This window comes from Shewanella aquimarina (assembly GCF_023349185.1).
Lineage (GTDB): Bacteria > Pseudomonadota > Gammaproteobacteria > Enterobacterales > Shewanellaceae > Shewanella > Shewanella aquimarina.
The window spans coordinates 295,957-318,242 of the sequence record NZ_JAKIKY010000003.1; the positions used below are offsets into that span (position 1 = coordinate 295,957).

Sequence of the window (22,286 nt, forward strand, 5' to 3'; positions counted from 1 at the left end):
TCCTATCTCAGCTTATCGACCACGGCCAGCATCGCCAGCAGTGACGCCTCGCCAAGGTAGATACAACGCTCAGGTGACCAGCCAGACATAGGATCTGGCATGTTGGCATTATCTTTAAACGGCATCTCTAGGGTATTAGAGAGACAGCCGAAGGTTTGCGCCACCCAGTTTGAAGCCACGGTAAGATTCGCCTGACCCGGTTCATCCTTATCGTAGCCAAATTCATCTTGAAAATCGGCACTGGCCATCAGCAGGGCCTTAACAAAATCGGCTTGGAGATCGGCCATCTTCTGGTTGTAACCCGGTACACCTTCGCAGCCAGCGAGGAACACATAAGGCAGGCCTTCGTCGCCATGGACATCGTAATAGAGATCGACACCGGTTTCTTTCATCCGATTGACCACATGGTACACCTCGGGGCTCTTCTCTAGCGATGGGCTCTGCCATTCGCGGTTGAGGTTAACCCCCTTAGCGTTGGTTCTCAGGTGGCCACGTACGCCGCCATCGGGATTCATGTTTGGCACGATATAGAAGTTAGCCTTATCCAGCAGCGCCTTGGCCGTTGGACAATCGCCATCGAGCAGGTTATTCAGCAGGCCTTCCACCAGCCATTCGGCCATGGTTTCACCCGGGTGCTGGCGAGCGGTGATCCAGATCTTGGCTTTCTCTTCATCTTCATCACCCACCTTAACCAGGGTCATGTCGCGATCGTCTAAGGTTTTACCCAGATGCTCGATAGAGACTAAGGGATGGACCTGTACGGCACTGAGCAGGTCTTGATGACGCTCATAGCTATAGGGCGCGAAGTAGGCAATCTGGATCATCTCACAATCCAACTCTACCTCTATGGTCAGTTTGCCATCTTGATAATGCGTCGGCAGGCGGAACCATTGCTGTCTGTCGTAGGTTGCCGCAGCCTGATAGTCTTCCCAACCTTTGGTGTAAGAAGCCTGACCCGCGTTGATTATATTCAGGGTATAGCGCTGGCCCACTTCACCTTGTAGGCGAAAGTTAAACCACTGAAAAAACTCGCCCCCTTCATCGGGTCTAATGGCCAGTTGCACATTATTGATATCATCTTGGTTGATGACTTCAATATTACCGCCGTCAAAATTGGCACTGATTAGCATATCCATTCCTTCATTGAGTTAAGGCAGACGTCTTGGGTCTGCTGATCCCCTAAGGATAAACTAATTTGCCCCATTTTCGCACCGCTTGCGCCAAATAAAAGCCAGATTTTTTGCTGTCAAAATGACTAGGGCCTGTTGACCTTTGCCGTTTGTTTTTAAAGCAGTTTGAAGGTGATTTATACAAGGCAGAATCAAGGCGGTTTTGTTGTTGCAAAGCAATCCGAGATGACACAGTCAAAATAGTCGACAAATGCGGATAGCGGCGGCTAGGGGAACATCTTTATGCGTCCATCCGATATATGCGTCCAACTGCTTATGGCTGGAGATAGACTAAGCCAGGACACTGGGAGTCCAAGACAAAGCTAGGCCACTCCTCCATTGCTCGACTCTTGCACCAAGCGCCAAGCATTAAGCACAAGTAAAAAGCCCAGAGACAAGACGCCAACAGCTTTAGCTCGACCTCAAGTTAGACCCGAAAGAAAACCAGGCCCTAGCAGAGAAAGCTGTAGCCTTGGCCTCTAACCGTATTGATGATGGTTTTTGGCAGGCTGATCTTGGCCAGTTTGCGCCGGGTATTGCTGATATGCATATCCAGATTACGATCAAACTGTCCGAGATCTTTCTTTAACACACTACGCTGCAGTTCCTGTTTAGTGATCACCTCGCCCTTGCGATCGAAAAGGTACTTGAGCAGCTTAAACTCCGTCTGGGTTAAGGCGACACGTCTTTCGGCTACCTCGATGCTAAAGTCATTTTGATTAAAGTAGATCGCCTTTATCGGCAACGGCAGAACCTCGGTTAACTGGGACTTAGTGATGTCCGCGCGGCGGCGTAGCGCATCGATGCGTGCCACCAGCTCGCGTACACTGACCGGCTTAGAGATAAAATCATCGGCGCCGAGGCGAAATCCTTTTATCCGCCTCTCCTCTTCATCGGTTGCCGAGATGAGGATCACCGGCAGATTATCGCTGCGTGCCTGCAGAAACGCAAAGCCATCCAGATGGGGCATCTCAACATCTAAGATAATGAGATCTATCGTCATTTTACCTAAGATCAACAGCGCTTCCTGGCCATTACTGGCACAATGCACCTGATACCCGCTGGCCATTAAGCCAAGATAAAGGACTTCGCGCGCAAAGGGATCATCATCAACGAGTAGCACTCTTTCCATTTAATAACCTTAATGATAACAATTATCATTAAGGTTACATTAACTCATCGAGCCAATCCAGTCCTTTATCTCACCTGAGGATAAAACTATGACCGACATCTCACAGGTGCAGTGACGAAGGGACAAAAAAGGCCCCTTTAGGGGCCTTAATCACTTGTCTATCTTACTTTAGCATCAGCTGACGAATGTACTTCACCGGCGCACTACCATAGCTTAAGAACTGTTCGTGGAAACCTTTAAGGTTGAAGTCTTCGCCCTGTTTAGCCTTAAGTTCTTCGCGGAAATCATAGATCTCGCGATAACCCGCATAGTAGCTCGTTAGCTGCACCTGACTCAGGGTCGCGCGGCGCCATTTACCCTCTGCTTCCGCCTGTTGTTGGAACGCCTCCTGAGTCATCAGCGCAATCGCCTCCTCTTCGGTCATCCCCTTCACCTGAATGCTGTAATCCAGAATCGTGTTGGCAATGACCCTCAGGTTCCACTTGTAGTACATTAGCCACATCTCAGACTCGAAGTTACCATAGCCCTCTTCGAGCATCATACGCTCGGCATAAACGGCCCAACCCTCGACCATGGCGCCGTTGCCAAATAGGCTCTTCACCAGACTAGGCGACTCATTGGAGTAGACCAACTGAGTATAATGGCCAGGAATCGCCTCGTGAATATTGAGCACCTGCAAGATCCAATGGTTGTATTCTCTCAAGTAACTCTCAGCAGAAGCGTCGCTCATGCCATCGAGTGGCGTGACGTTATAGTAAGTGTTGCCCGTCTTCTCATAGGGGCCAGGCGCACTAATCGAGGCGCCGGCAAACCCGCGCATATATTCTGGGGTTTCACGTACAACTAGGGGCTTCTTAGGATCTAGGGTAACCAGCTGCTTCTCGTTGACAAACTTTACCAGCTCGGGGATCTGAGCGCGCACCTCGGTCACAAAGTCTTCACGTTTAACATGACGCGACGACAACTTATCAATCAGCTGGCGGGTTGCCACCTTAGTGTCGCTTGGCATCTGGGTATTGAAATATTTGCTCCACAGCTGCTTGGTGATCTTAGCCATCTCCCCCTGGACTCTGGCCTTATCGGCAAGGGCCTTCTCGTACAGCTGCTTGGCAGACATGCCTGATTGAATATCAAAGGCAAACTTCTGCTCATAGAGCGCCTCGCCAATTCTAAAGCTACGGGCTCCCTCTTTGGTTAGCTTAGCCTCAAGGCTAGTCAACCAGTCGATATGCTGGTTGATGGCATCGACTACGAGTTTGAAACGAGAATTGAACAGCGCCTTCTCATCATCGCTAAGACCCGAGGCGGCGACCTGTTTTAGCAGATCGTCGGAAAACACGCTGAAGGCACCACGGTTTTGCATGATGGCCAATTGCGTATGTTCCAAGGTCGGCTTATCGATATTCTCCCTTGCCGCCACATAGTAGGCAGGCACATTTTCCATACGAGACAAGAATGAGCGCAGACGCTCGTCCAGCGGCGCAAAATCTTCGTTGATCAGCTGTGCAAAACCGCCCGCAACATTGTAATTAGCTGGGTTCCACTGCCACGACTTAAAGGTTTCTATCTCCCAGCGGTCTTGCTTCAATAGGTTCTCGATAAGCTTATAGTCGATCAGCTCGCTGGGCGTGAGCTTATTCATATCGAACCCATTTAGCAGCTTAAGTTGGGCATCGACGAAGGCTAGGCTCTCTTTGCGGCTTTGAGCATTTGGCACCTTAAGCACACCATCGTATTTGTGATAGCCACTATAGAGCGCCCAGGTAGGCGACTGTTGCCACAAGGCATCGATAAATTGCGTTGAAAACTCGCTAAAACTTAATGCCTGTACCTCTAGTGCACTAGCCCCTTGAGAATCTACCGATTCTGCCTGGTGTGTCTGACAAGCGGTTAAACTACCTAGCCCCAGGACGATGGCGGCAGCGATGATGCTTTTTTTCATTATGCTTCTTCCCTTGATTCTTATTATTAACGGCTGAAAATTTCCTGATGAATGCTTAGCTTAACCGGATCTCTATACGGCCTGCTCAGCTGTTGCTGTCATTGGAGATACTTAGCCGATACATGAGCTTAGCCCAGTTGGCCCATAGTAAATCACGTTGCCAAGCAAATTGCAGCAGGCAGACCAGATTAGACAAGCTTTGTTACAAAGCCGTTTGCTATGCTCATGCCTGACGGTGCGATTTACGTCTAATCTCGACTAACGCCCTCCCCAATCGCCCGCCCCCATTCCAACATAAGCTGTACATGGCATAAGCGTTTTTGACAGAGGGCCGGTGGACACTACACTGAGTTTAGAGGCCTAACGAGGTTCGCCATGGTTAACAAAGCCCAGTCCAAACGCTCTTTTCATCATCAAGCAAAGGTGAAAATATTTTGCTCGAGCCTGATTATAATAGGCACTATTCTCTCTATTGCCTTTTATAGCAACGCCAAGAGCGATCAAAATAATTCATCACAAAAGAGCAAGCCTAAGCTGGTCACCATAACCACTCAGCAGTGGGCGCCTTATCATAGCCAGGAAAGAGACACACAGGGCGTTGCCCATGAGAGCGGCTACGGGCTAACGGCTCTCGATTGTGTCATGGCAAAAATAGGACAACCCTATAGGGTGATCTTCCTTCCCTGGGGCCGGGCACAAAATAGCGTCAAACAGGGAAAATATGACGCCTTCTTCTCCGCCTCACGCAACGAATGGCGCGATCAATTCGCCGTACTGAGTAATACCTTCATTCAACAGGAATGGAACTTTTACTACCACAAGAATTATCGGATTCCGGCGAGTATGAATGAGCAAAAATCCAATACAGTATTTGGCGCGCGTATCCATTCCAATAGCGCCCATTGGCTGGCCAAGAATAAATTTAAGCGGGTGAAAACGTTTCCGACGATCAGCGAACTGGTTAAGTTGCTGGACGCCAAGCGTATAGATGGCGTGATGGAAAATGCCCTGCTATTTGAAGCCCAGGTGCGCCAGTCGCAACTGTCACTGGACGCCTTTGTGAAAAGGCCCAATATGCGCATCGATCTCGGCGTCTATTTTGGCAAGACTTTCTTGGCCAAGCACCCAGGCTTCCTCGAGCGCTTCAATCGCCATACGCAGGCGTGTCGCTTCGACTACCAGTAATACTCAAATGTTTGTTCAAATACTCATTTAGAAATTTATGTAAGCACCTATCTAAACACTTACCTAAAACGCTTATTTAAAAACTGCTACGCATACAAGCTTACCGAGCCTTGCCATAGAAGCTTTAGCGTTACCCATGGTCGTTCTGATAAGTAAAACCTAACCCAATTATCGAGTGTGATCAGAGCGAGGGCTATTAGGGTTAGTCTTTTTGGGAACAGCGCTAATGAGCGCCAGGCTTTAATTTAAATTCGGCCCAGATGGGATTGTGATCCGACGCGCCACTGGTGAAGGACTCAGCCATCATCAGGTTTAGACCTCGATAATAGAGATGATCCAGCGGCAAGCCGAATACCCGATGGCGCTTGTCCTCCTCATACACGGCTTCCTTCAGCCTGAGTTGATGTGCCAGTTGCTCAATATAGGCCATACGCTGTCCACGCCAGGTATTAAAGTCGCCCCCTAATATCACGGGACCTTGATGCAGATTGATCTTCTGAACGATCTGCTGCCACTGGGCACGATAGCTCTTTAACTGCCAGTCAAAGTTGATCCCATGGAGGTTGACTACTAAGAGGGTCTGGCCGTTGGATAAGGGGTAGCGTGAGATAAGAGTCGATTTAGCGAAACGGATCCAAGGCTCTACCGCATGGTAGGCACAGGCATCGCGCGCCTGCTCTGTAGCGAGATTCATCACACCGACGGGGGATTTGAGTAGGGAAAAGGCCTTGGCCATTACCAGATGCAGGCTAGAACCGTCGAGGTATTGATGGAATCCGGCGTTTAACTTGGCTTCCTGCAACAGCATCAGCTCACTGCGTCTGGCCAGCTCGGTCAGATCCTGCTGCCAGCCCTTCTTTTGCTGCTTATAGATGTTCCAGACCCCCACCCTGAGTCGCCCTTCACTATCGAGCACCCGGCTACTCGGAGCGGTAACACATTGAGAGACAAATACAGGCTCAATCTCACTCATCATCACCTCAGGCTCGCCGTTAAGATAGGTCGCCACAGCCACATAGACAGCCGCAGATAGGAGTAATAATAGTAATGATTTTAACCACAGGCGCGACAATCGCGTCGACTTGGCTGGCTTTTGACTCACAGGGTTACTCTAATCATGGATATTAACTGCCTTAAGGAGACAGTTAAAAATAGTGCTTTGGTACCAGCAGCTTAGCCTATATGATAGCGATCACGCTATAGTTAGCTTCATCGTCATTATCGAATCATACTCAGCGAGTGCGATCTAGGCTCATACTGACATTATGGAAAATGTACATCAAATTCTCGCCATCGCAGGCGTATTCATCTATTGGCTGCTACTCGGCGCCATCGCGCTGCGCCTGGTGGTTAAACGCCGCACCATAGGAGTCTCCTTCTCTTGGATACTGGTGATCTACTTTCTTCCCCTGGTGGGAATTATCGCCTACATTCTCTTTGGCGAATTGCACCTGGGGCAAACCCGGGCCACTCGCTCCAAGGCAATGTTTAAGCCCTATGGTCAATGGTTCGCCGCGCTGTATCAACACCCTCAGCACACGCCAGAGCGTCAAAGCGATCACGCCAGAGCCATAAGCCAGCTATGCGATACTCAGCTGGGTATCCCCTCTCTGAGCGGCAATCATCTGTGTTTGCAGCATACGCCCTCAGGCATACTCAACTCTATTACCCAAGATATCGACGCGGCGCGTGAGAGTGTCGTCATGGCGTTTTACATCTGGCATCCAGGTGGCTTGGCCGATGAAGTTGCCAGAGCGGTGATAAATGCCTCCGAGCGCGGCGTTGCGGTGAAGATCCTGCTAGACGCCGCCGGTAGTCGCACCTTTTTTAACTCTCCGTGGCCAACACAGATGCGCGCCGCTGGCGTAGAGATCTCCCAGGCGCTGAGTGTCAGCCCCTTAAGGATGTTTTTTAGACGGCTGGATCTACGCCTGCATCGCAAGATAGTCGTTATCGATAATCAAATCGCCTATACGGGCTCGATGAACCTGGTGGATCCCAAATACTTTAAGCAGAGCGAAGGCGTCGGCCAATGGATAGATGTCATGGTGCGCTTAATCGGCCCGGCCGTGCCCTTACTAAACACAGTTGCCGCATGGGACTGGGAAGTGGAAACCAGCGAACGATGCTTACCCGAGCCGCCAGGCCTTCCTCAAGTGCCCACAGAGGACGACTCCCTAGTACAGGACTCTCTGGTACAGGTGATCCCCTCTGGGCCGGGCATGCCCGAAGAGGTGATCCACCAAGTATTGCTGCAGAGCCTCTACCAGGCTTGTCGTAAGATAGTGATCACCACGCCCTATTTTGTCCCCAGCGAAAACCTGCTGGATGCACTGATCACGGCGGCCGCGCGCGGCGTCGATGTTAACATCATCATTCCACAGAAAAACGATTCCACTATGGTCAAGTGGGCCAGTCGCTCCTTCTTTGCGGAGCTGCTTAAGGCTGGCGTCAAGATCCACAGATTTAGGGGAGGTCTGCTGCATACTAAATCTGTGCTGATCGACGATGAGCATTGCCTTATCGGCACGGTCAACATGGACATGCGCAGCCTATGGCTCAACTTCGAACTTACCCTGGCGGTGGACGATAAGGTTTTTGCCGAGTCCTTAAGGGCGCTGCAGCAGGGCTATATCGACAACGCCGAGCAACTCGAATACAAGCGTTGGCAGCGCAGGCCTTTGTACCAGAGGGTGATAGAACACCTCTTCTATCTCTTTAGCCCCTTACTCTAATGCGCTAAAGAAAGCTGGAATGAACCATTCGAGGCAAGAAACAGAGGTGGCAAGCGGTAAGCCATGAGGACTCTAAAGGCCGCGTGGTCATAGAAAAATAACTCATACACAAAACGGCTCTTGCAAAGACCTTCTCTTACACAAAACGAATTAGCACGAGAGACAAAAAAGACCTGCCAGAGGCAGGTCTTTTATTAACGCATAGGTCCAAGCCTGAGACTGGGACTAAGACTAAGACTAAGAGAAAGTCTAATCCTTAGCTCTGCTTCTTCACGAACTTAGATTTCAGCATCATCTGACCATGGCCATCAACCTTACAGTCGATATCGTGGTCGGCATCGACAAAACGGTTGATTACCGCCTTGGTGCCCACTTTAAGGGTCAGTGAAGTGCCCTTCACCTTTAGATCTTTAATCAGGGTAACCTTGTCACCCTCTTCTAGCAGGTTACCTACCGCATCCTTAAGGATGATCGCATCGGGATCGACCGCTACTTCGTTAGGATTCCATTCATGAGCACATTCTGGACAGATCAACAATGAGCCATCTTCATAGGCATAAGGTGACTCACATTTTGGGCATGGTGGAATTGTATCGCTCATAACTCTTTCTCTTTCATTAAAAGGTAAGGATCAGTCTGGGTATCGGGTCGCTCACTCGCCACCTGTACGCTTAGCACTGCTCACAATGATAATCGCATTATAATAAAATTATCATATCCAGGCCAGCTAAGAATCGGCTAAACCGATTCGCCACTCCCTTAGCTAGACTTTAACCTTAGGATTCTTGGTTGGTTCGGCCTGACCATAGCTCACGCCATGTTGTTCCAAATAGCCACGGATCAGCTGTCTCACCACCTGAGATGGAGTAAGATCCTGTGAAGCACAAAGTTGTTCAAACGCCTGTTTCTTACTGGGGTCGAGTAACACGGTGAAACGTGCCGTCTTATTTTCCATGGGCTAATCCTCGCACTAAAAACATTATCATTTGATTATAATCTTTATCCCCTTGCCTGCCTATAGCCAGGCGTATCCACTTAAAAAGGCTTTAATCAGAGCGTTCATTTCATACGCGGGTACTACAGGCTGCTTACACAGCCTTTAATGGCTTGTTCGACTGCCTGGTTTTAACTGCAGGAAAATGAGGTTGATAGGGAAAGAGACTTAAGACAGGCATAAAAAAAGACGCCCTGAGGCGTCTTTCTTAGTGAATTTGGCGGTGAGTGAGAGATTCGAACTCTCGATACGTTGCCGTATACACACTTTCCAGGCGTGCTCCTTCAGCCACTCGGACAACTCACCGTAGCGTTGTGCAATCTCCAATAGGAATCACATCAACGGAGCGGTACTTTACGCAAATCGCTAAACAGGGTCAAGCTAAAAAACTGTCTGCTCAGGCATTTGCGTAATAGATCGCCAATTCGCTGCATATCCGCCCTATTTGAACTTGCTCACCAGCTCAGACATGGCGCTCACGTCATTAAGCAACGACTCATTCAACTCACTGAGACGATCGGAAACCTCATGGGTATTGCGGTAGATGTCGCTGATCTTCATCGCGTTTTGGTTTACCTCTTCGGACACCGCCGATTGCTCATGGGTCGCCGCCGCGATCTGCTCGTTCATGCTGTCTATCACGCTTACCTCGCTGACGATGCGCACAAGTTCCTCACCGGCGCGCTTGGACTCGACCACACTGATCTCTGCCTTGCTGCGTCCGCTCTCCATCGCCTTAACGGCAATCTTAGCCCCCCGCTCTAGTCGCTCTGTCATGCTGCGAATATCTTCCGTGGAGGTTTGTGCCCTTTGTGCCAGGCTACGTACCTCGTCGGCGACCACGGCAAATCCACGTCCCATCTCGCCAGCACGGGCAGCCTCGATAGCGGCATTGAGGGCCAGCAAATTCGTCTGCTCGGCGATACCACTGATCACCCCAAGCACATCGACGATCCCTTTGATATCTTCGTCTAGGTTATTGATCGCCTGCGCCGCATCGGCGATCTCCTGTGCCAGCTCGTTGATCGATTCTGCTGTGCGCCCTACCTCTTTACTGCCCTCCTGGGCTTCCTTGTTCGCCTGCGCCGAGGCTTCTGAGGCCTGTACCGCGTTTTGCGCTATCTCTTGCACCGTTGCGCTCATCTCTGTCATCGCCGAGGCAACCTGATCCACTTCACTATGGCCAAGTGCGACATCTTCACGCATGGTACGCGCGCAGCCTTCCATCTCCTGGGAGGCGGTGAGCAGTCCCTGAGTATTAGTTCTCACCATGCTGATCACCTTCTCGAAGTCGGCCATCATATGATTAAAGGCCGAGCCGAGTTGACCTATCTCATCTTCACCCGAAAGCTCGACTCGTACACTGAGGTCATAATGTTTCTGGGACTCTGTCACCTTGTGATACAGGTGTCTGAGGGAGCCATGCAGATAGCGGCCAATAAACACCGACAGGAAGATCACCATGACACCCGAAACCAACATCAAGGCGATAACACTCACCATCAGCGACTTGGCGTTGGCAAGCGCACCGCGGGTGTCACTCAAAAGTTGTTGAGACAATTGGCGTTCAAACTGTCGCAGGGCATTGATGCGGGCGGTAGACTTGGCAAACCAATCTGTGGAGCTCTGAGCGCTCAACGCCGCGGGATCCTGGCTCATCGCCTTGTCGCGCAGTGCCGTCACCGCCATGAAGGCTGGTGATGACGCGACTTGTCCATAGTCCGCACTCACCTTGTCGCTGGCCAAGGCTAAGAAGCGCTCCTGATAGGTGTTCTGCTCCGAGACCAAATTGACAAACTTGAGGAACATGCCGGGTTTGAAGACGCTGTTACCGAAGGTTGAGCTGAGCACCGCCCGCTCGATACCGGCACGCTCCTTCATCTGCAAAAAGGCGGCAAAGCTGGCCGAGGCGACCGCGATCTGACGGCTAGCCCCTTGTTGACTGGTCTGATCCACGATCGCCAAGAGTAACCCATTGAGTTTGGTGTAATAGGCTACCTCTTCGGGCACAGAAATGGTTAAACTATCTACCTTGCGGCGCATATCGCTGAGCTGGTTAATCATTTGATTCACCTGGCTCATCTGCTGAGCAAATGACTTAGGTAGCTCATGACTACTTATAAAGGCTTTGAAGTTATTGAGCTGCTCATCACTCAGCTGTCGCTGCTTTGGCAATTTATCGCCAAAGTTCTTGCCCTTAGAGCCCAGAAATCCGGCGCTCATGCCCCGCTCTTTTTGCAGTTCATGAACAAAATCGCTGTTCACGACCGCCAACTCGGACAGGGTCTCTACCTGACTCAGGCCTTGATGCAGCTGATATTGACCATAGACCACAAACAGACCAAAGAAGGTTGCCCCCAAAATGGGCGGCACTATCACCAGCAAAAGTTTGTTTCTTATATTGAGATCACTGATCCATTGCATATTCATCTTGCGTTATCCCTAACCACGGCGGGTTGATAGAGTGGCATTGCGTCACTTTACAGATCCGGCACAGACAAAAGCCTTATCCATTACCGTATTAACACTAGCATAAAAATCTGACGTTAAAATAAAAGTCATCTAAAAACATGCACTAAAGGCACAAATAAGATGACACTTATCATTTTTTACCATGCCTTAAACGGCCTCACAATGCCCATAAAGTCTAGTATGGTTAGCCAGTCACCAACCAATAGGCAGCAAAAAAGCGCCTTAAATGCGCTTTTTTGACAATCAAAGGCGCCCTTAAGCTAACAGCCTAAGCGTTACCTTTCACCTGCATGTTCAGTGTCTTGGCAAAATCCAGCATGCGATCCAGTGGCACCAGAGCCCTGTCTCTGAGGGACTCATCGACGAAGATCTCGTGTTGTTCTGAGCCATCGTTAACCAGTGCGGCCTCAATGGCCTTAAGGCCATTCATCGCCATCCAAGGACAGTGGGCACAGCTACGACAGGTCGCGCCGTTACCGCCTGTGGGGGCTTCGATCAGGGTCTTATTGGGTGCTGCCTGCTGCATCTTGTAGAAGATCCCTTTGTCGGTTGCCACGATAAAGGTGTCGTTATCTAAAGTTTGCGCCGCCTTAATGAGCTGGCTGGTCGAGCCAACGGCATCGGCCATCTCGACCACGCTGGCTGGCGATTCGGGATGCACCAGTACCGCGGCATCAGGGTACTGCGCCTTTAACTGAAGTAGCGCCTTTGCCTTAAACTCATCGTGAACGATACACTCGCCCTGCCACATCAGCATGTCGGCTCCGGTCTGCTTGGCGATATAGCTCCCCAGGTGACGGTCAGGTCCCCAGATGATCTTCTTACCCTGACTGTCGAGATGCTCGACGATCTCAAGGGCGATGCTCGAGGTCACTACCCAGTCGGCGCGCGCCTTGACGGCGGCCGAGGTGTTGGCATATACCACGACGGTATGATCTGGATGGGCATCACAGAAGGCGCTAAAGGTGTCGATAGGACAGCCTACGTCTAGCGAACAGGTGGCATCCAGCGTCGGCATCAGTACGGTTTTTTCCGGGCTTAAGATCTTAGAGGTCTCGCCCATAAACTTAACGCCGGCCACGATCAAGGTCTTGGCAGGATGATCACGACCAAAACGGGCCATCTCCAGTGAATCTGAAACACAGCCGCCGGTCTCTTCGGCCAGCGCCTGAATCTCAGGGTCTGTGTAGTAGTGGGCCACCAAGACAGCCTCTTTCTCCTTCAATAGCTGCTTGATGCGCGCCTTATAGGCCTGCTTCTCGCTATCACTTAGGGGAACCGGCTTTGCTGGAAACGGATACTGAATATTTTCGATGCTTGGTGCTACTTGACTCATGCTCAAACCAAAGAGTGGGACTAATTAGCGGCATTATACTTAATCTCACGCCAAAGATTAACTGCGGCGAAAAAAAAGAGCGCCAAAAGGCGCCCTTCTTAGATACATAATGCATAAATTAGTGCATTGCCAGCAACATCTCTTGTGGCGACTCGAGATACTGCTTCCACAGGTTACAGAAGCGCGCGATGGTACCGCCGTCTATCACCCTGTGATCGCCAGACCAGCTAACCTGCATGATCTTACGCGCCTCGACCTCACCCTTATCGTTGAAGCGTGGTAGCGTCTGCAACTTACCTAGGGCGACGATGGCTACCTCTGGCTTGTTGATGATAGGCGTCGCAACCGTACCACCCAAGGCGCCAATATTAGAGATGGAGATGCTGCCGCCCTTCAGATCGCCCGGACTAACGCGGCCGCTACGGGCGTCTTTGGTCAGGCGAGTGATCTCGGCTGCAACCTCAAGGATAGATTTTTGCTGTACATCCTTCACGTTGGGTACCAATAGACCGACTTTCGAGTCTACCGCCATGCCTATGTTGTGTGACGCCAGGAAGGTCTGCTCGCTGCAATCCTCGTTCACGCGGCTGTTGATGCCGGGGAACTGAGTCAGCGCCAGAGACATCGCCTTCATGAAAAATGGCATCATGGTCAACTTTAGATCGTCGCTTGAATAACGCGCCTTCATCGACTCGCGCAGTGCGACCAACTCTGTCAAGTCCAGCTCTTCACAGTAGGTGAAATGCGGAATGGTCGAGACAGACTCTGTCATCATCTTAGCCATGACTGCCTTGACGCCGCGGATTGGCTCGACGCGATCGCCGGCTGATGGTGCCACAGCAGCCACAGTCTGTTCGCTCTGATCCTGCACTTTAGCCGCCTTGGCCTTCACGGCTTCACCGCTACGGAAGCGCTCGACATCTTCCTTATAAACACGGCCATGTTTGCCAGAGCCTGGCACTAGGCTGAGATCGATATCATAGCTGCGCGCCAAACGACGCACAGCAGGACTCGCCAACGCCTTACCGTTACCGGCCGGGGCGTGCAGCTCAACATCTTGGCTCTCACTAGCAGCAGTTACCGTATCGGCAACCGGCGCAGCTAAAGTCCCCTCTTCGCCCTCTACCTCGATAGAGAAAAGCGGCGTGTGCACCTGAGCCAGTTGGCCTTTACGGTAATGCAGCTTAACCACCTTACCGCTCTTGATTGCTGGGATCTGCACCAAGGCCTTGTCGGTCATCACATCGGCGATAGGCTGATCTTCGACCACCATATCGCCTTCCTGTACCAACCACTCGACCAATTCGCACTCGACAATCCCTTCACCGATATCCGGCAGCAAGAACTCTTCGACGCGTTTTCCGCCAGCACCTTGCTGTGAATCAGATTGAACGACCTGCGTATCGGCTGCCGGTTCGGCCGCCACTTCATCTGCAACCTCACCGTCAATTTCCACCGAGTAGAGTGGCTCATGAACGATGGCAATGTCGCCCTTCTTGTAATGAAGTTTTTTGATGACGCCGCCGTGCACGGCCGGGATCTGCACCAGTGCCTTGTCAGTCATCACATCGGCGATGGGTTGATCTTCTGTGACGGTATCGCCTTCGGCAACCAACCACTCGACCAACTCACATTCCACCACGCCCTCACCGATATCGGGCAAAATAAAATCTTTAATCATGCCTGGGGCTCCTAGTATTTCATCGATGCTTTGATCGCTTCAAAGGTCTTGAGCGCATCAGGCATATATTCTTTCTCGTGGATCAGTGGATAAGGTGTATCCAAACCACACACGCGGCTAATTGGCGATTCCAGATAGAGGAAACATTCCTGCTGAATGGTTGCGGCGATCTCGCCGGCAAAGCCACCCGTCAGTGGAGCCTCGTGGTTGATGACCAGACGACCTGTCTTCTTCACCGAGGCCGCGACCGTATCGACATCCCAAGGCGCTAGTGTACGCAGATCGATCACCTCACAAGAGATCCCCTTCTTGGCCGCCATCTTAGCCGCCTCTTCGACGATCTCCATCTGAGCGCCCCAGGCCAGCACGGTAATGTCTGTGCCTTGCTGAACCACCTCGGCCTTGCCTAGCTCGATCTCATAGGCTTCATCTGGCACCTCGCCCACGCTGGCGCGGTAGAGACGCTTAGGCTCGAAGAAGACCACAGGGTTCTTGTCGCGAATCGAGGCAAGTAACAGGCCCTTTGCCTGATAGGCGTTACGAGGAACCACTACCTTCAGACCAGGCGTCTGCGTGAAATAGGCCTCGGGCGACTGCGAGTGGTAGTGACCACCGGCGATGCCGCCGCCATAAGGAGTACGATAGGTAATACCGCCTACTTCAAACTCGTTACCACTGCGGTATCTGAACTTGGCTGACTCGTTCACTATCTGATCGAACGCCGGGAAGATATAGTCGGCAAACTGGATCTCGGCAATGGCCGTCATGCCATTTGATGCCAGACCATTGGCAAAACCCGCAATCCCCTGTTCGGTCAGCGGCGTGTTGAAACAACGGTCGCGACCAAACTTATCCTGCAGGCCAGAGGTGGCGCGAAATACCCCACCAAAATGTCCCACGTCTTCGCCGAAGATCACCGCCTTGTCGTCGGTTTCCATCGCAATGGTCAAGGCATCGTTGATGGCTTGTAACATATTAATCTTGGCCACGATTTAATCTCTCCCTGCGCTGCGTGGATAGGAATCAGGATATTTCTTGATGTGCTGCTTAAGCTCGGTCAGTTGCTGCTTGAGTCTCGGCGTCGGTTCGTCGAAGACATCTTCGATGATCTCGTCGATCTTAGGTGCCGGTAGCTTCTCGGCGACCTTCACCGCAGCCAATACCTCTTCACGGTACTTCTCATACAGGGCCGCATCATCGTTTTCGGCGAGCCATCCCTTATTGATCAGCCACAGCTTGAAGCGCTTAACCGGGTCGTGCTGCTGCCACTTGGCCTCTTCGTCTTTAGAACGGTAACCAGATGGGTCGTCCGAAGAGGAGTGAGCGCCGAGACGATAGGTCATGGCTTCAATCAGCACCGGCTTGTTGTGCTCAAGCGCATAGGCTCTCGCCTGCTGCGTAGCCGCCATCACGGCTAACATATCGTTACCATCCACGCGAATGGTGTGCATGCCATAGCCCACACCACGACTGGCGATGCCGTTACCGGCAAATTGCTCGTTGGTCGGGGTTGAGATGGCGTAGCCATTGTTACGACAGAAGAAGATGGTTGGCGAGTTCAGCACGGCGGCCATATTTAGACCAGCATGGAAATCGCCCTCTGAGGCGGCGCCTTCACCGAAGTAGCAGATGGCAACGTTGCGTTTACCCTGCATCTTAAGGCTATAGCCGACACCTGTGGCCTGAGGGATCTGCGTGGCCAGTGGCGATGAGATGGTCTGGTAATTCAGCGCCTCACAGCCGTAGTGGATCGGCATCTGACGGCCTTTACCCAGATCTTTCTCGTTACTGAACATCTGATTCATGAATTGCTCAGTGGTGAAGCCACGATAGCGGATCGCCGCGTGCTCACGGTACTGGGCTAGAATCACATCGTCTTGGTCCAGGGCGGCGACACTGCCGACGACGGCGGCTTCTTCACCGGTACAGGTCATGTAGAAGCTGATCCGTCCCTGACGCTGAGCAGCTAACATGCGCTCGTCGAGTACTCGTGTGAACACACAAGTATCATAAATTTTGGCTGCCAAATCCTGATCGATCACGGGTAACACAGCATTTTCAAAGGTGGTACCGTCGGCTTGAAGGATCTTCAGGATCGGGATCGATAATGAATCCTTATCGAGAAAACTGACGCGATGGACAGTCTCTGTATTACTCGTTGCGTTGCTCATACTATTCTCTTATCAGCTGAGTTTTCTTGTTATCTGACTGCGAACATCCTAAGTTGTTCACTATTCTCTATTATGACGCGGCCTTAAAGTTACGTTAACGTAAACTACCTAGCAAGCTATCGCGGGGCGCGGCCGACAACTAGCTGTCCCCGCCCATGTATCGCTAGCTTTACAAGCCGGATACTAGACCAAGCGATAATCTTTGGCAGGCACTAAACACAGCACAGTACGCTGCCCAACCGGCACATTGGCGTTGGGAAATACGATAGACTCAGATTCGGCCTCAACCTTTATCTCAGTCCCGCCATCCTTAGCCAATATATAACCCTTTGGAAACGCGGTGAAATTCTCCACGTCATCGGCAAAGGTAAAGCTAAAATCGTCAAACTGCTTGTTGATGGAACGATTTACCTGATACAGGTTCACCTGACTGGCATCAAACTCGCCAAGTTCAAGATCTCTGCCGCTCACCAGACGGGTCAGCATCTCCTTGACCGCGATAAAGCGGGTCATATCGTTCTGCCCCATAGGCATCACCTTGCCCAGCTCTATGGTAAAGGCGTGGGCCTGATAACCGTGGGCCGAGAAGTAACTAAAGGTGGTCGTAGGTTCGTGGTGGAACAGCACTGTCTTGATGCCGCAGGCGGCCAGGAACATGATCTGCTCACCGCTATAGGGCTCGCCATGAGGATAAGGGTAGATGGCAAACTTCTCATGCTTGGAGGCGCGAATCGCGGTATGCAGGTCGTAATGGAAACGATCGCCCCCTTGAGGCGCGGCGTTAAAGAAGCGATCCACATACTGCTCCAGCTTCTGGGCACGTAGACGCTCGGCGTTGATCAGGCCTTCGCCTCGTGAGTGGGCACCGCTGAACAGACGATTGAGGTTTTCCTCGACGAAACGGGTGCCATTGAGGATGGCCGGCGGGTTACCGATTAAAAACAGCACGCGATGGGCCGCAATAAGGGTCTCGGACAACAGCGCAGTGATCAGCTGATTGCATAACTCTATGGGCGCTGTCTCGTTACCGTGTACCGCTGAGGATAGCACTATGCTCTTGGTTTGGGCATCTGTCTTAGACAAAGGCTCAAAGGCGATCACGCCGGTATCCCACACGGAAACCTGAGTGTGCTGCCCTAGGGTAAATTCGAACGGCGCCGCAAGGCTAACAGGATTGTCTAAGGTCAATTGCAAAAAGTCTTTCGACAACATCAGGGTGTCTTGCACAGAAAACTCCTTCATTCCATCGCCAAACCGGCGCACTTGCCTAGGCAAGCTAGCGGGGCGACTCCTTGGATTTATTAGCATTATTATCAATTGGCCAGCATAGTATCATTTAAGCGAACCCACGGCCACGCGGGCCAGTCAATCGGCGCATAATTTCCCTATTGCATTCGTTAATCAGATAATACAGAATAAAGCCATCTGGCCGTCTAAACATCCAAATGGTGTTTGGCAAACCGGAACAATTAATAAAAAGAGATAAACATTGATAGGCTCAATCGATACGAGGTCAACCATGGCATTAGCAACATTTGGCGCAGGCTGTTTCTGGGGTGTAGAGTATTTTTTCAAGCAGATAGACGGTGTGACCTCTGCCACCTGTGGCTATATGGGCGGCGATGACAAGGCGACCAGCTATAAAGAGGTTAAAACTGGCACCACAGGACACGCCGAGGTGGTACAGGTCGAGTATGACGAGTCTAAGGTGAGTTTCGAAGATCTGCTGGCGGTGTTCTGGAGCAACCACAACCCGACTATGCTCAACATGCAGGGGGGGGATATCGGCAGTCAGTATCGCAGCGCCATCTTCTTCCACGATAAGCAGCAAAAAGCCAAGGCAGAGGCATCGAAATTGACCCTTGCCCGCAGCGGTAAGTGGGGAATAAGACCCATTGTGACCGAAATAGTCCCAGTGCTGACCTTCCATAAGGCGGAGGAGTACCATCAGAACTACCTGGAAAAGAACAACTTGCCTAGCTGTCACCTCACCTACTAGCGCGTCACAGCTTTTCAGCTCATAACGTTTTATCCATAAAAAAAGCCAGTGATTCACTGGCTTTTTTATTTTGTCTAAGTATTAAGCTTCTATGGAGTAACCTACTAAGGTTTATCCAAGAGCCTGTTAGTCTAACGAACTAGGCCAACAAATTAAGCCAACAGCCGCTCTATCATCTGCTGGGCCTGTTCGAGCACCTGCTCGAGATGCGCCTGGCTAACAAAACTCTCGCCATAGAGCTTAAATAGCGCCTCGGTCCCCGATGGCCGCGCCGCAAACCAGGCATTTTCGGTAACCACCTTAATGCCGCCGATAGCCGCACCATTGCCCGGTGCATGGGTGAGCACCTCTAGGATGGTATCCCCCGCCATGGTTTCGCAGCCAAGATCGCTGACATTAAGCGGCTCGCTCACCAGCTGGTTAAACTTAGCCTTACGCTTGGGGTTAACCGGCGAGTCGATGCGTTTATAGAAACTTTCGCCGTGACGCTCGACCATCTCGGCATAGAGCTTGGCCGGGGTCTTGCCGGTAACCGCCAGGATCTCTGCCGCCAGCAGCACCAGGATGAAACCATCTTTATCGGTACACCAGCTGCCGCCGTCACGGCGCAGGAAGGCGGCGCCGGCACTCTCTTCGCCGCCAAAGGCAAAGCTGGCATCGGCCAGGCCGTCGACGAACCATTTAAAGCCAACCGGCACCTCACAGAGGCTGCGCGCCTGCTCTCGGCACACCTTGTCTATCATGGCGCTGGAGACCAGTGTCTTGCCTATCTTGAGCGCGGCTGACCACAGCGGGCGATGAGACAGCAGATATTCGATGGCAACCGCCAGGTAATGGTTTGGGTTCATCAGGCCTGTGTCCGGACAGACGATGCCGTGCCTGTCGTAATCAGGATCGTTGCCGACACAGATATCAAAAGCATCCTGGTGCGCCAGCAGACCCGCCATGGCATAGGGGGATGAACAGTCCATACGGATCTTGCCATCCTTATCCAGCGGCATAAAACTAAAGGCGGGATCGATACGATCGTTTACTAATGTGATATCCAGCCCGTATTGCTCGGCAATCTTGGCCCAATAGTGAATCCCTGAACCACCTAGGGGATCGACTCCGATGCGAATGCCAGCCTGCTTAATGGCCTGCATGTCGATCACCTGCTCTAGATCGACGACATACTCAGCCATCAGATCCCGCTCGACGATCAGCCCTGTTTTCAGTGCAACCGAGTAATTGAGGCGTTTCACCCCTTCGAGCTGCTTGGCCAGATAATCGTTGGCACGCTGCTCGACCCAGGCCGTAATTCCGCCTTCGGCGGGGCCACCATGGGGCGGATTGTATTTGATGCCACCATCTTGGGGTGGATTATGGGAGGGTGTGATAATCAGGCCGTCGGTAAGGCCAGCCCCCTGCACTCTGTTGGCCGCTATGATGGCATGTGACACCACTGGAGTCGGCGTATATTCATCACCTTTAGCGACAATCACCTGAACGCTATTGGCGGTTAACACCTCAAGCGCCGTGACATAGGCCGCTTGAGACAGTGCATGGGTATCTATGCCCACTATCATGGGGCCTTTTACTCCCTCCTCAATGCGGTGATCCACTACGGCCTGAACGATAGCCAGGATATGTTTCTCGTTGAAACTCTTACTGAAGGCACAGCCTCTGTGACCCGAGGTGCCGAAGGTAACCTTCTGCGCATCATTGGTCACATCCGGTGAGAGCCGATAGTAGTGGCTCATCAGTTTAGGAATATTAACCAAGTCCCTTTGTTGTGCAGCTAAACCTGCTCGCTCGTGTAGCGCCAAAATGTACTCCTAAGTGATGGGTAGATTGAACCTCAGTATGCCGACTAAATATGACCGATTATGGATTCAATCTGTTTTTCTTGTACGCCGAACTGACCTAGTACTTCGCTTAGGATGGTACGCTTCTTGGCCGTATTGTTATTGGTGGTCACCCAGAAGCCGCTGTTACCTATCTCTTTCGGGTTGGCCGACTTACTAGCCTTGAGTAGCGACTCTTTAGAGGTGGCGAAATAGAGACGATCGCGCCCCTGGATCTGTAACACCTGATCGAATTGATTTGGCGTGGCCTTATAGATAGCCTCTAAGGTAAACAGGAAGCGACCGACGGCGCCTTTCTGCTGTGCCAGTGCCGCCTTGTCGATCAGAGTGTCGGCATCGAGACTCGCCACTTGCTGTGATTGTGCTACTTCTTTATCTAGGCCAGGCTGGCTGATCTGCGCAGGCTGCACCATGGCAACCTTCTCTACGTCTAGGCCGAGTAATCGTCGCAGGATCTCTGAAGCACTCTCTCCTATGCGCTCTGTCTTGCTGGCAATATGGCGATATAGCTCTTCATCAATCTCAATATATTTCATGACTAGAATCTTCCTTAGGCGGTAAAGGTAAATAGGTTATTGTTATTGCGAATGCGATCCGCAGCAACTGATGCCAGATCCGTTCAAGTGTATGCTATCTTTCCCACCGGAATAAAGAGCGATCGCATTAAAAATCCACAACTTGGTTACAAGATCAATAAATTAGCTCTCAAGTGCGCAAAAACCCGCCAGAGAATGCTTAGCTGGCCGTTAATGCTGTCTTTTAAGCCGATTTACAGGCACAATTTGGCCAATTCTCTCAACTTAAACTTTCCATGAGCAGCTTGAACTACACCCAATCGGGACAAGGTAGCCCGGTGATTTTGATCCACGGCCTATTTGGCAACCTGGATAACTTAAAGACCCTAGGCAATGCACTCGATGATCATCAGGTGATCCGTATCGACGTACCAAATCATGGCCTGAGCCCACACTGGCCCAACATGGAGTATGCCATGCTGGCAGACGCGATTATTGAGCTCATGGATGAACTCGAGCTGGACTCGGCGCACCTGGTCGGCCACTCCATGGGCGGTAAAATCGCCATGGCCACGGCGCTGCTTTATGGCGATCGTGTCAAGACTCTGGTCGCGGCAGATATCGCACCCGTCGTCTATCAGCCCAGGCATCAAACCGTGTTTGCCGGCCTAAGCAACCTAGACCTTAGCGCACTGACTAACCGCGCTGATGCGCAAAAACAACTGCTCGGTGCAGGTATCGACGAAGGTACGGCGATGTTTCTTTTGAAAAACCTCACCAAAGATGATCAGGGTTTTGCCTGGAAGATGAACCTTGCCGGGCTAAAATCCAGCTATGAGCATCTTATCGGCTGGCCACTGGCAGACAAACAATACATGGGCCCAAGCCTGTGCATCCGCGGCGCCGATTCAAATTATGTCACCGCGGCGCACCGTCAGGCGTTCCTGTCTCAGTTCCCTAAGATCCAGGCCAAGTCACTGGCCGGCACAGGTCATTGGTTACACGCACAAAAACCTGCGATTTTCAATCGCATCGTCGCCGAGTTTATCGCGCAAAATGACTGAATCTTGTCTGTAAAGCGTGTAGCAGACGTTGCTTAACTATGGTA

Annotated in this window: 18 protein-coding genes and 1 tRNA gene; 4 read left to right on the plus strand and 15 right to left on the minus strand. The window is 51.5% G+C overall.

Annotated features, from left to right (window positions below; genetic code table 11):
* Positions 1–2: 2 nt before the first annotated feature.
* The 3 genes from L2731_RS05530 to L2731_RS05540 form a co-directional block, all read right to left on the minus strand.
* Positions 3–1,130, minus strand: a complete 1,128-nt coding sequence (locus tag L2731_RS05530) for a M14 family metallopeptidase (protein ID WP_239850509.1) — start codon at positions 1,128–1,130, stop codon at positions 3–5.
* 490 nt (positions 1,131–1,620) lie between these two features.
* Positions 1,621–2,301 carry a response regulator transcription factor gene (locus tag L2731_RS05535; protein WP_249252175.1) on the minus strand — a complete coding sequence of 227 codons (681 nt, stop codon included), beginning with the start codon at positions 2,299–2,301 and terminating at the stop codon, positions 1,621–1,623.
* Between the two features lie 163 nt (positions 2,302–2,464).
* Entirely contained in the window at positions 2,465–4,243 is a 1,779-nt protein-coding gene (locus L2731_RS05540) for a DUF885 domain-containing protein (RefSeq protein ID WP_249252176.1), read from the minus strand.
* 375 nt (positions 4,244–4,618) lie between these two features.
* Between L2731_RS05540 and L2731_RS05545 the strand changes: the two genes are divergently transcribed.
* Positions 4,619–5,428 carry a substrate-binding periplasmic protein gene (locus L2731_RS05545; protein ID WP_249252177.1) on the plus strand — a complete coding sequence of 270 codons (810 nt, stop codon included), beginning with the start codon at positions 4,619–4,621 and terminating at the stop codon, positions 5,426–5,428.
* Positions 5,429–5,651: 223 nt separating this feature from the next.
* Here the strand turns inward: L2731_RS05545 and L2731_RS05550 are convergent, their stop codons facing one another.
* Positions 5,652–6,530: an endonuclease/exonuclease/phosphatase family protein gene (locus L2731_RS05550; protein WP_239850505.1), complete on the minus strand. Its 879-nt coding sequence runs from the start codon at positions 6,528–6,530 to the stop codon at positions 5,652–5,654.
* A gap of 163 nt (positions 6,531–6,693) precedes the next feature.
* Here L2731_RS05550 and cls point away from each other — a divergent pair, with 163 nt between their 5' ends.
* On the plus strand, positions 6,694–8,163 hold the full coding sequence (gene cls / locus L2731_RS05555; RefSeq protein ID WP_249252178.1) for a cardiolipin synthase: 1,470 nt from the start codon (positions 6,694–6,696) through the stop codon (positions 8,161–8,163).
* A 256-nt stretch (positions 8,164–8,419) separates the two neighbouring features.
* Here cls and L2731_RS05560 read toward each other — a convergent pair whose 3' ends face one another.
* From L2731_RS05560 to astE, 9 genes are all read right to left on the minus strand, one after another.
* On the minus strand, positions 8,420–8,764 hold the full coding sequence (locus L2731_RS05560) for a zinc ribbon domain-containing protein YjdM (protein ID WP_011865729.1): 345 nt from the start codon (positions 8,762–8,764) through the stop codon (positions 8,420–8,422).
* Positions 8,765–8,926: 162 nt separating this feature from the next.
* Positions 8,927–9,118: a ribbon-helix-helix domain-containing protein gene (locus tag L2731_RS05565; protein WP_033540539.1), complete on the minus strand. Its 192-nt coding sequence runs from the start codon at positions 9,116–9,118 to the stop codon at positions 8,927–8,929.
* Positions 9,119–9,375: 257 nt separating this feature from the next.
* Positions 9,376–9,463: transfer RNA gene (locus tag L2731_RS05570), tRNA-Ser, on the minus strand.
* Between the two features lie 135 nt (positions 9,464–9,598).
* Positions 9,599–11,587: a methyl-accepting chemotaxis protein gene (locus L2731_RS05575; protein ID WP_249252179.1), complete on the minus strand. Its 1,989-nt coding sequence runs from the start codon at positions 11,585–11,587 to the stop codon at positions 9,599–9,601.
* Between the two features lie 310 nt (positions 11,588–11,897).
* On the minus strand, positions 11,898–12,965 hold the full coding sequence (gene nadA, locus L2731_RS05580) for a quinolinate synthase NadA (RefSeq protein ID WP_249252180.1): 1,068 nt from the start codon (positions 12,963–12,965) through the stop codon (positions 11,898–11,900).
* Between the two features lie 118 nt (positions 12,966–13,083).
* Positions 13,084–14,646 carry a dihydrolipoyllysine-residue acetyltransferase gene (locus L2731_RS05585; protein WP_249252182.1) on the minus strand — a complete coding sequence of 521 codons (1,563 nt, stop codon included), beginning with the start codon at positions 14,644–14,646 and terminating at the stop codon, positions 13,084–13,086.
* A gap of 11 nt (positions 14,647–14,657) precedes the next feature.
* Positions 14,658–15,635: an alpha-ketoacid dehydrogenase subunit beta gene (locus tag L2731_RS05590; protein ID WP_041511297.1), complete on the minus strand. Its 978-nt coding sequence runs from the start codon at positions 15,633–15,635 to the stop codon at positions 14,658–14,660.
* 3 nt (positions 15,636–15,638) lie between these two features.
* Complete coding sequence (locus L2731_RS05595; RefSeq protein ID WP_239850499.1) at positions 15,639–16,817, minus strand: thiamine pyrophosphate-dependent dehydrogenase E1 component subunit alpha; 1,179 nt, start codon at positions 16,815–16,817, stop codon at positions 15,639–15,641.
* Between the two features lie 183 nt (positions 16,818–17,000).
* Positions 17,001–18,059: a succinylglutamate desuccinylase gene (gene astE / locus L2731_RS05600; protein WP_283165024.1), complete on the minus strand. Its 1,059-nt coding sequence runs from the start codon at positions 18,057–18,059 to the stop codon at positions 17,001–17,003.
* Positions 18,060–18,336: 277 nt separating this feature from the next.
* Here astE and msrA point away from each other — a divergent pair, with 277 nt between their 5' ends.
* The gene (gene msrA, locus L2731_RS05605; RefSeq protein ID WP_249252183.1) at positions 18,337–18,816 is read left to right on the plus strand and encodes a peptide-methionine (S)-S-oxide reductase MsrA; all 480 of its coding nucleotides are present in this window, start codon (positions 18,337–18,339) and stop codon (positions 18,814–18,816) included.
* Between the two features lie 152 nt (positions 18,817–18,968).
* Here the strand turns inward: msrA and pgm are convergent, their stop codons facing one another.
* Both pgm and seqA read right to left on the minus strand, forming a co-directional pair.
* Positions 18,969–20,624, minus strand: a complete 1,656-nt coding sequence (gene pgm / locus L2731_RS05610; protein ID WP_249252184.1) for a phosphoglucomutase (alpha-D-glucose-1,6-bisphosphate-dependent) — start codon at positions 20,622–20,624, stop codon at positions 18,969–18,971.
* A gap of 44 nt (positions 20,625–20,668) precedes the next feature.
* Positions 20,669–21,199 carry a replication initiation negative regulator SeqA gene (seqA, locus tag L2731_RS05615; RefSeq protein ID WP_249252185.1) on the minus strand — a complete coding sequence of 177 codons (531 nt, stop codon included), beginning with the start codon at positions 21,197–21,199 and terminating at the stop codon, positions 20,669–20,671.
* Between the two features lie 284 nt (positions 21,200–21,483).
* Here seqA and L2731_RS05620 point away from each other — a divergent pair, with 284 nt between their 5' ends.
* Positions 21,484–22,242: an alpha/beta fold hydrolase gene (locus L2731_RS05620; protein WP_249252186.1), complete on the plus strand. Its 759-nt coding sequence runs from the start codon at positions 21,484–21,486 to the stop codon at positions 22,240–22,242.
* Positions 22,243–22,286: the final 44 nt, after the last annotated feature.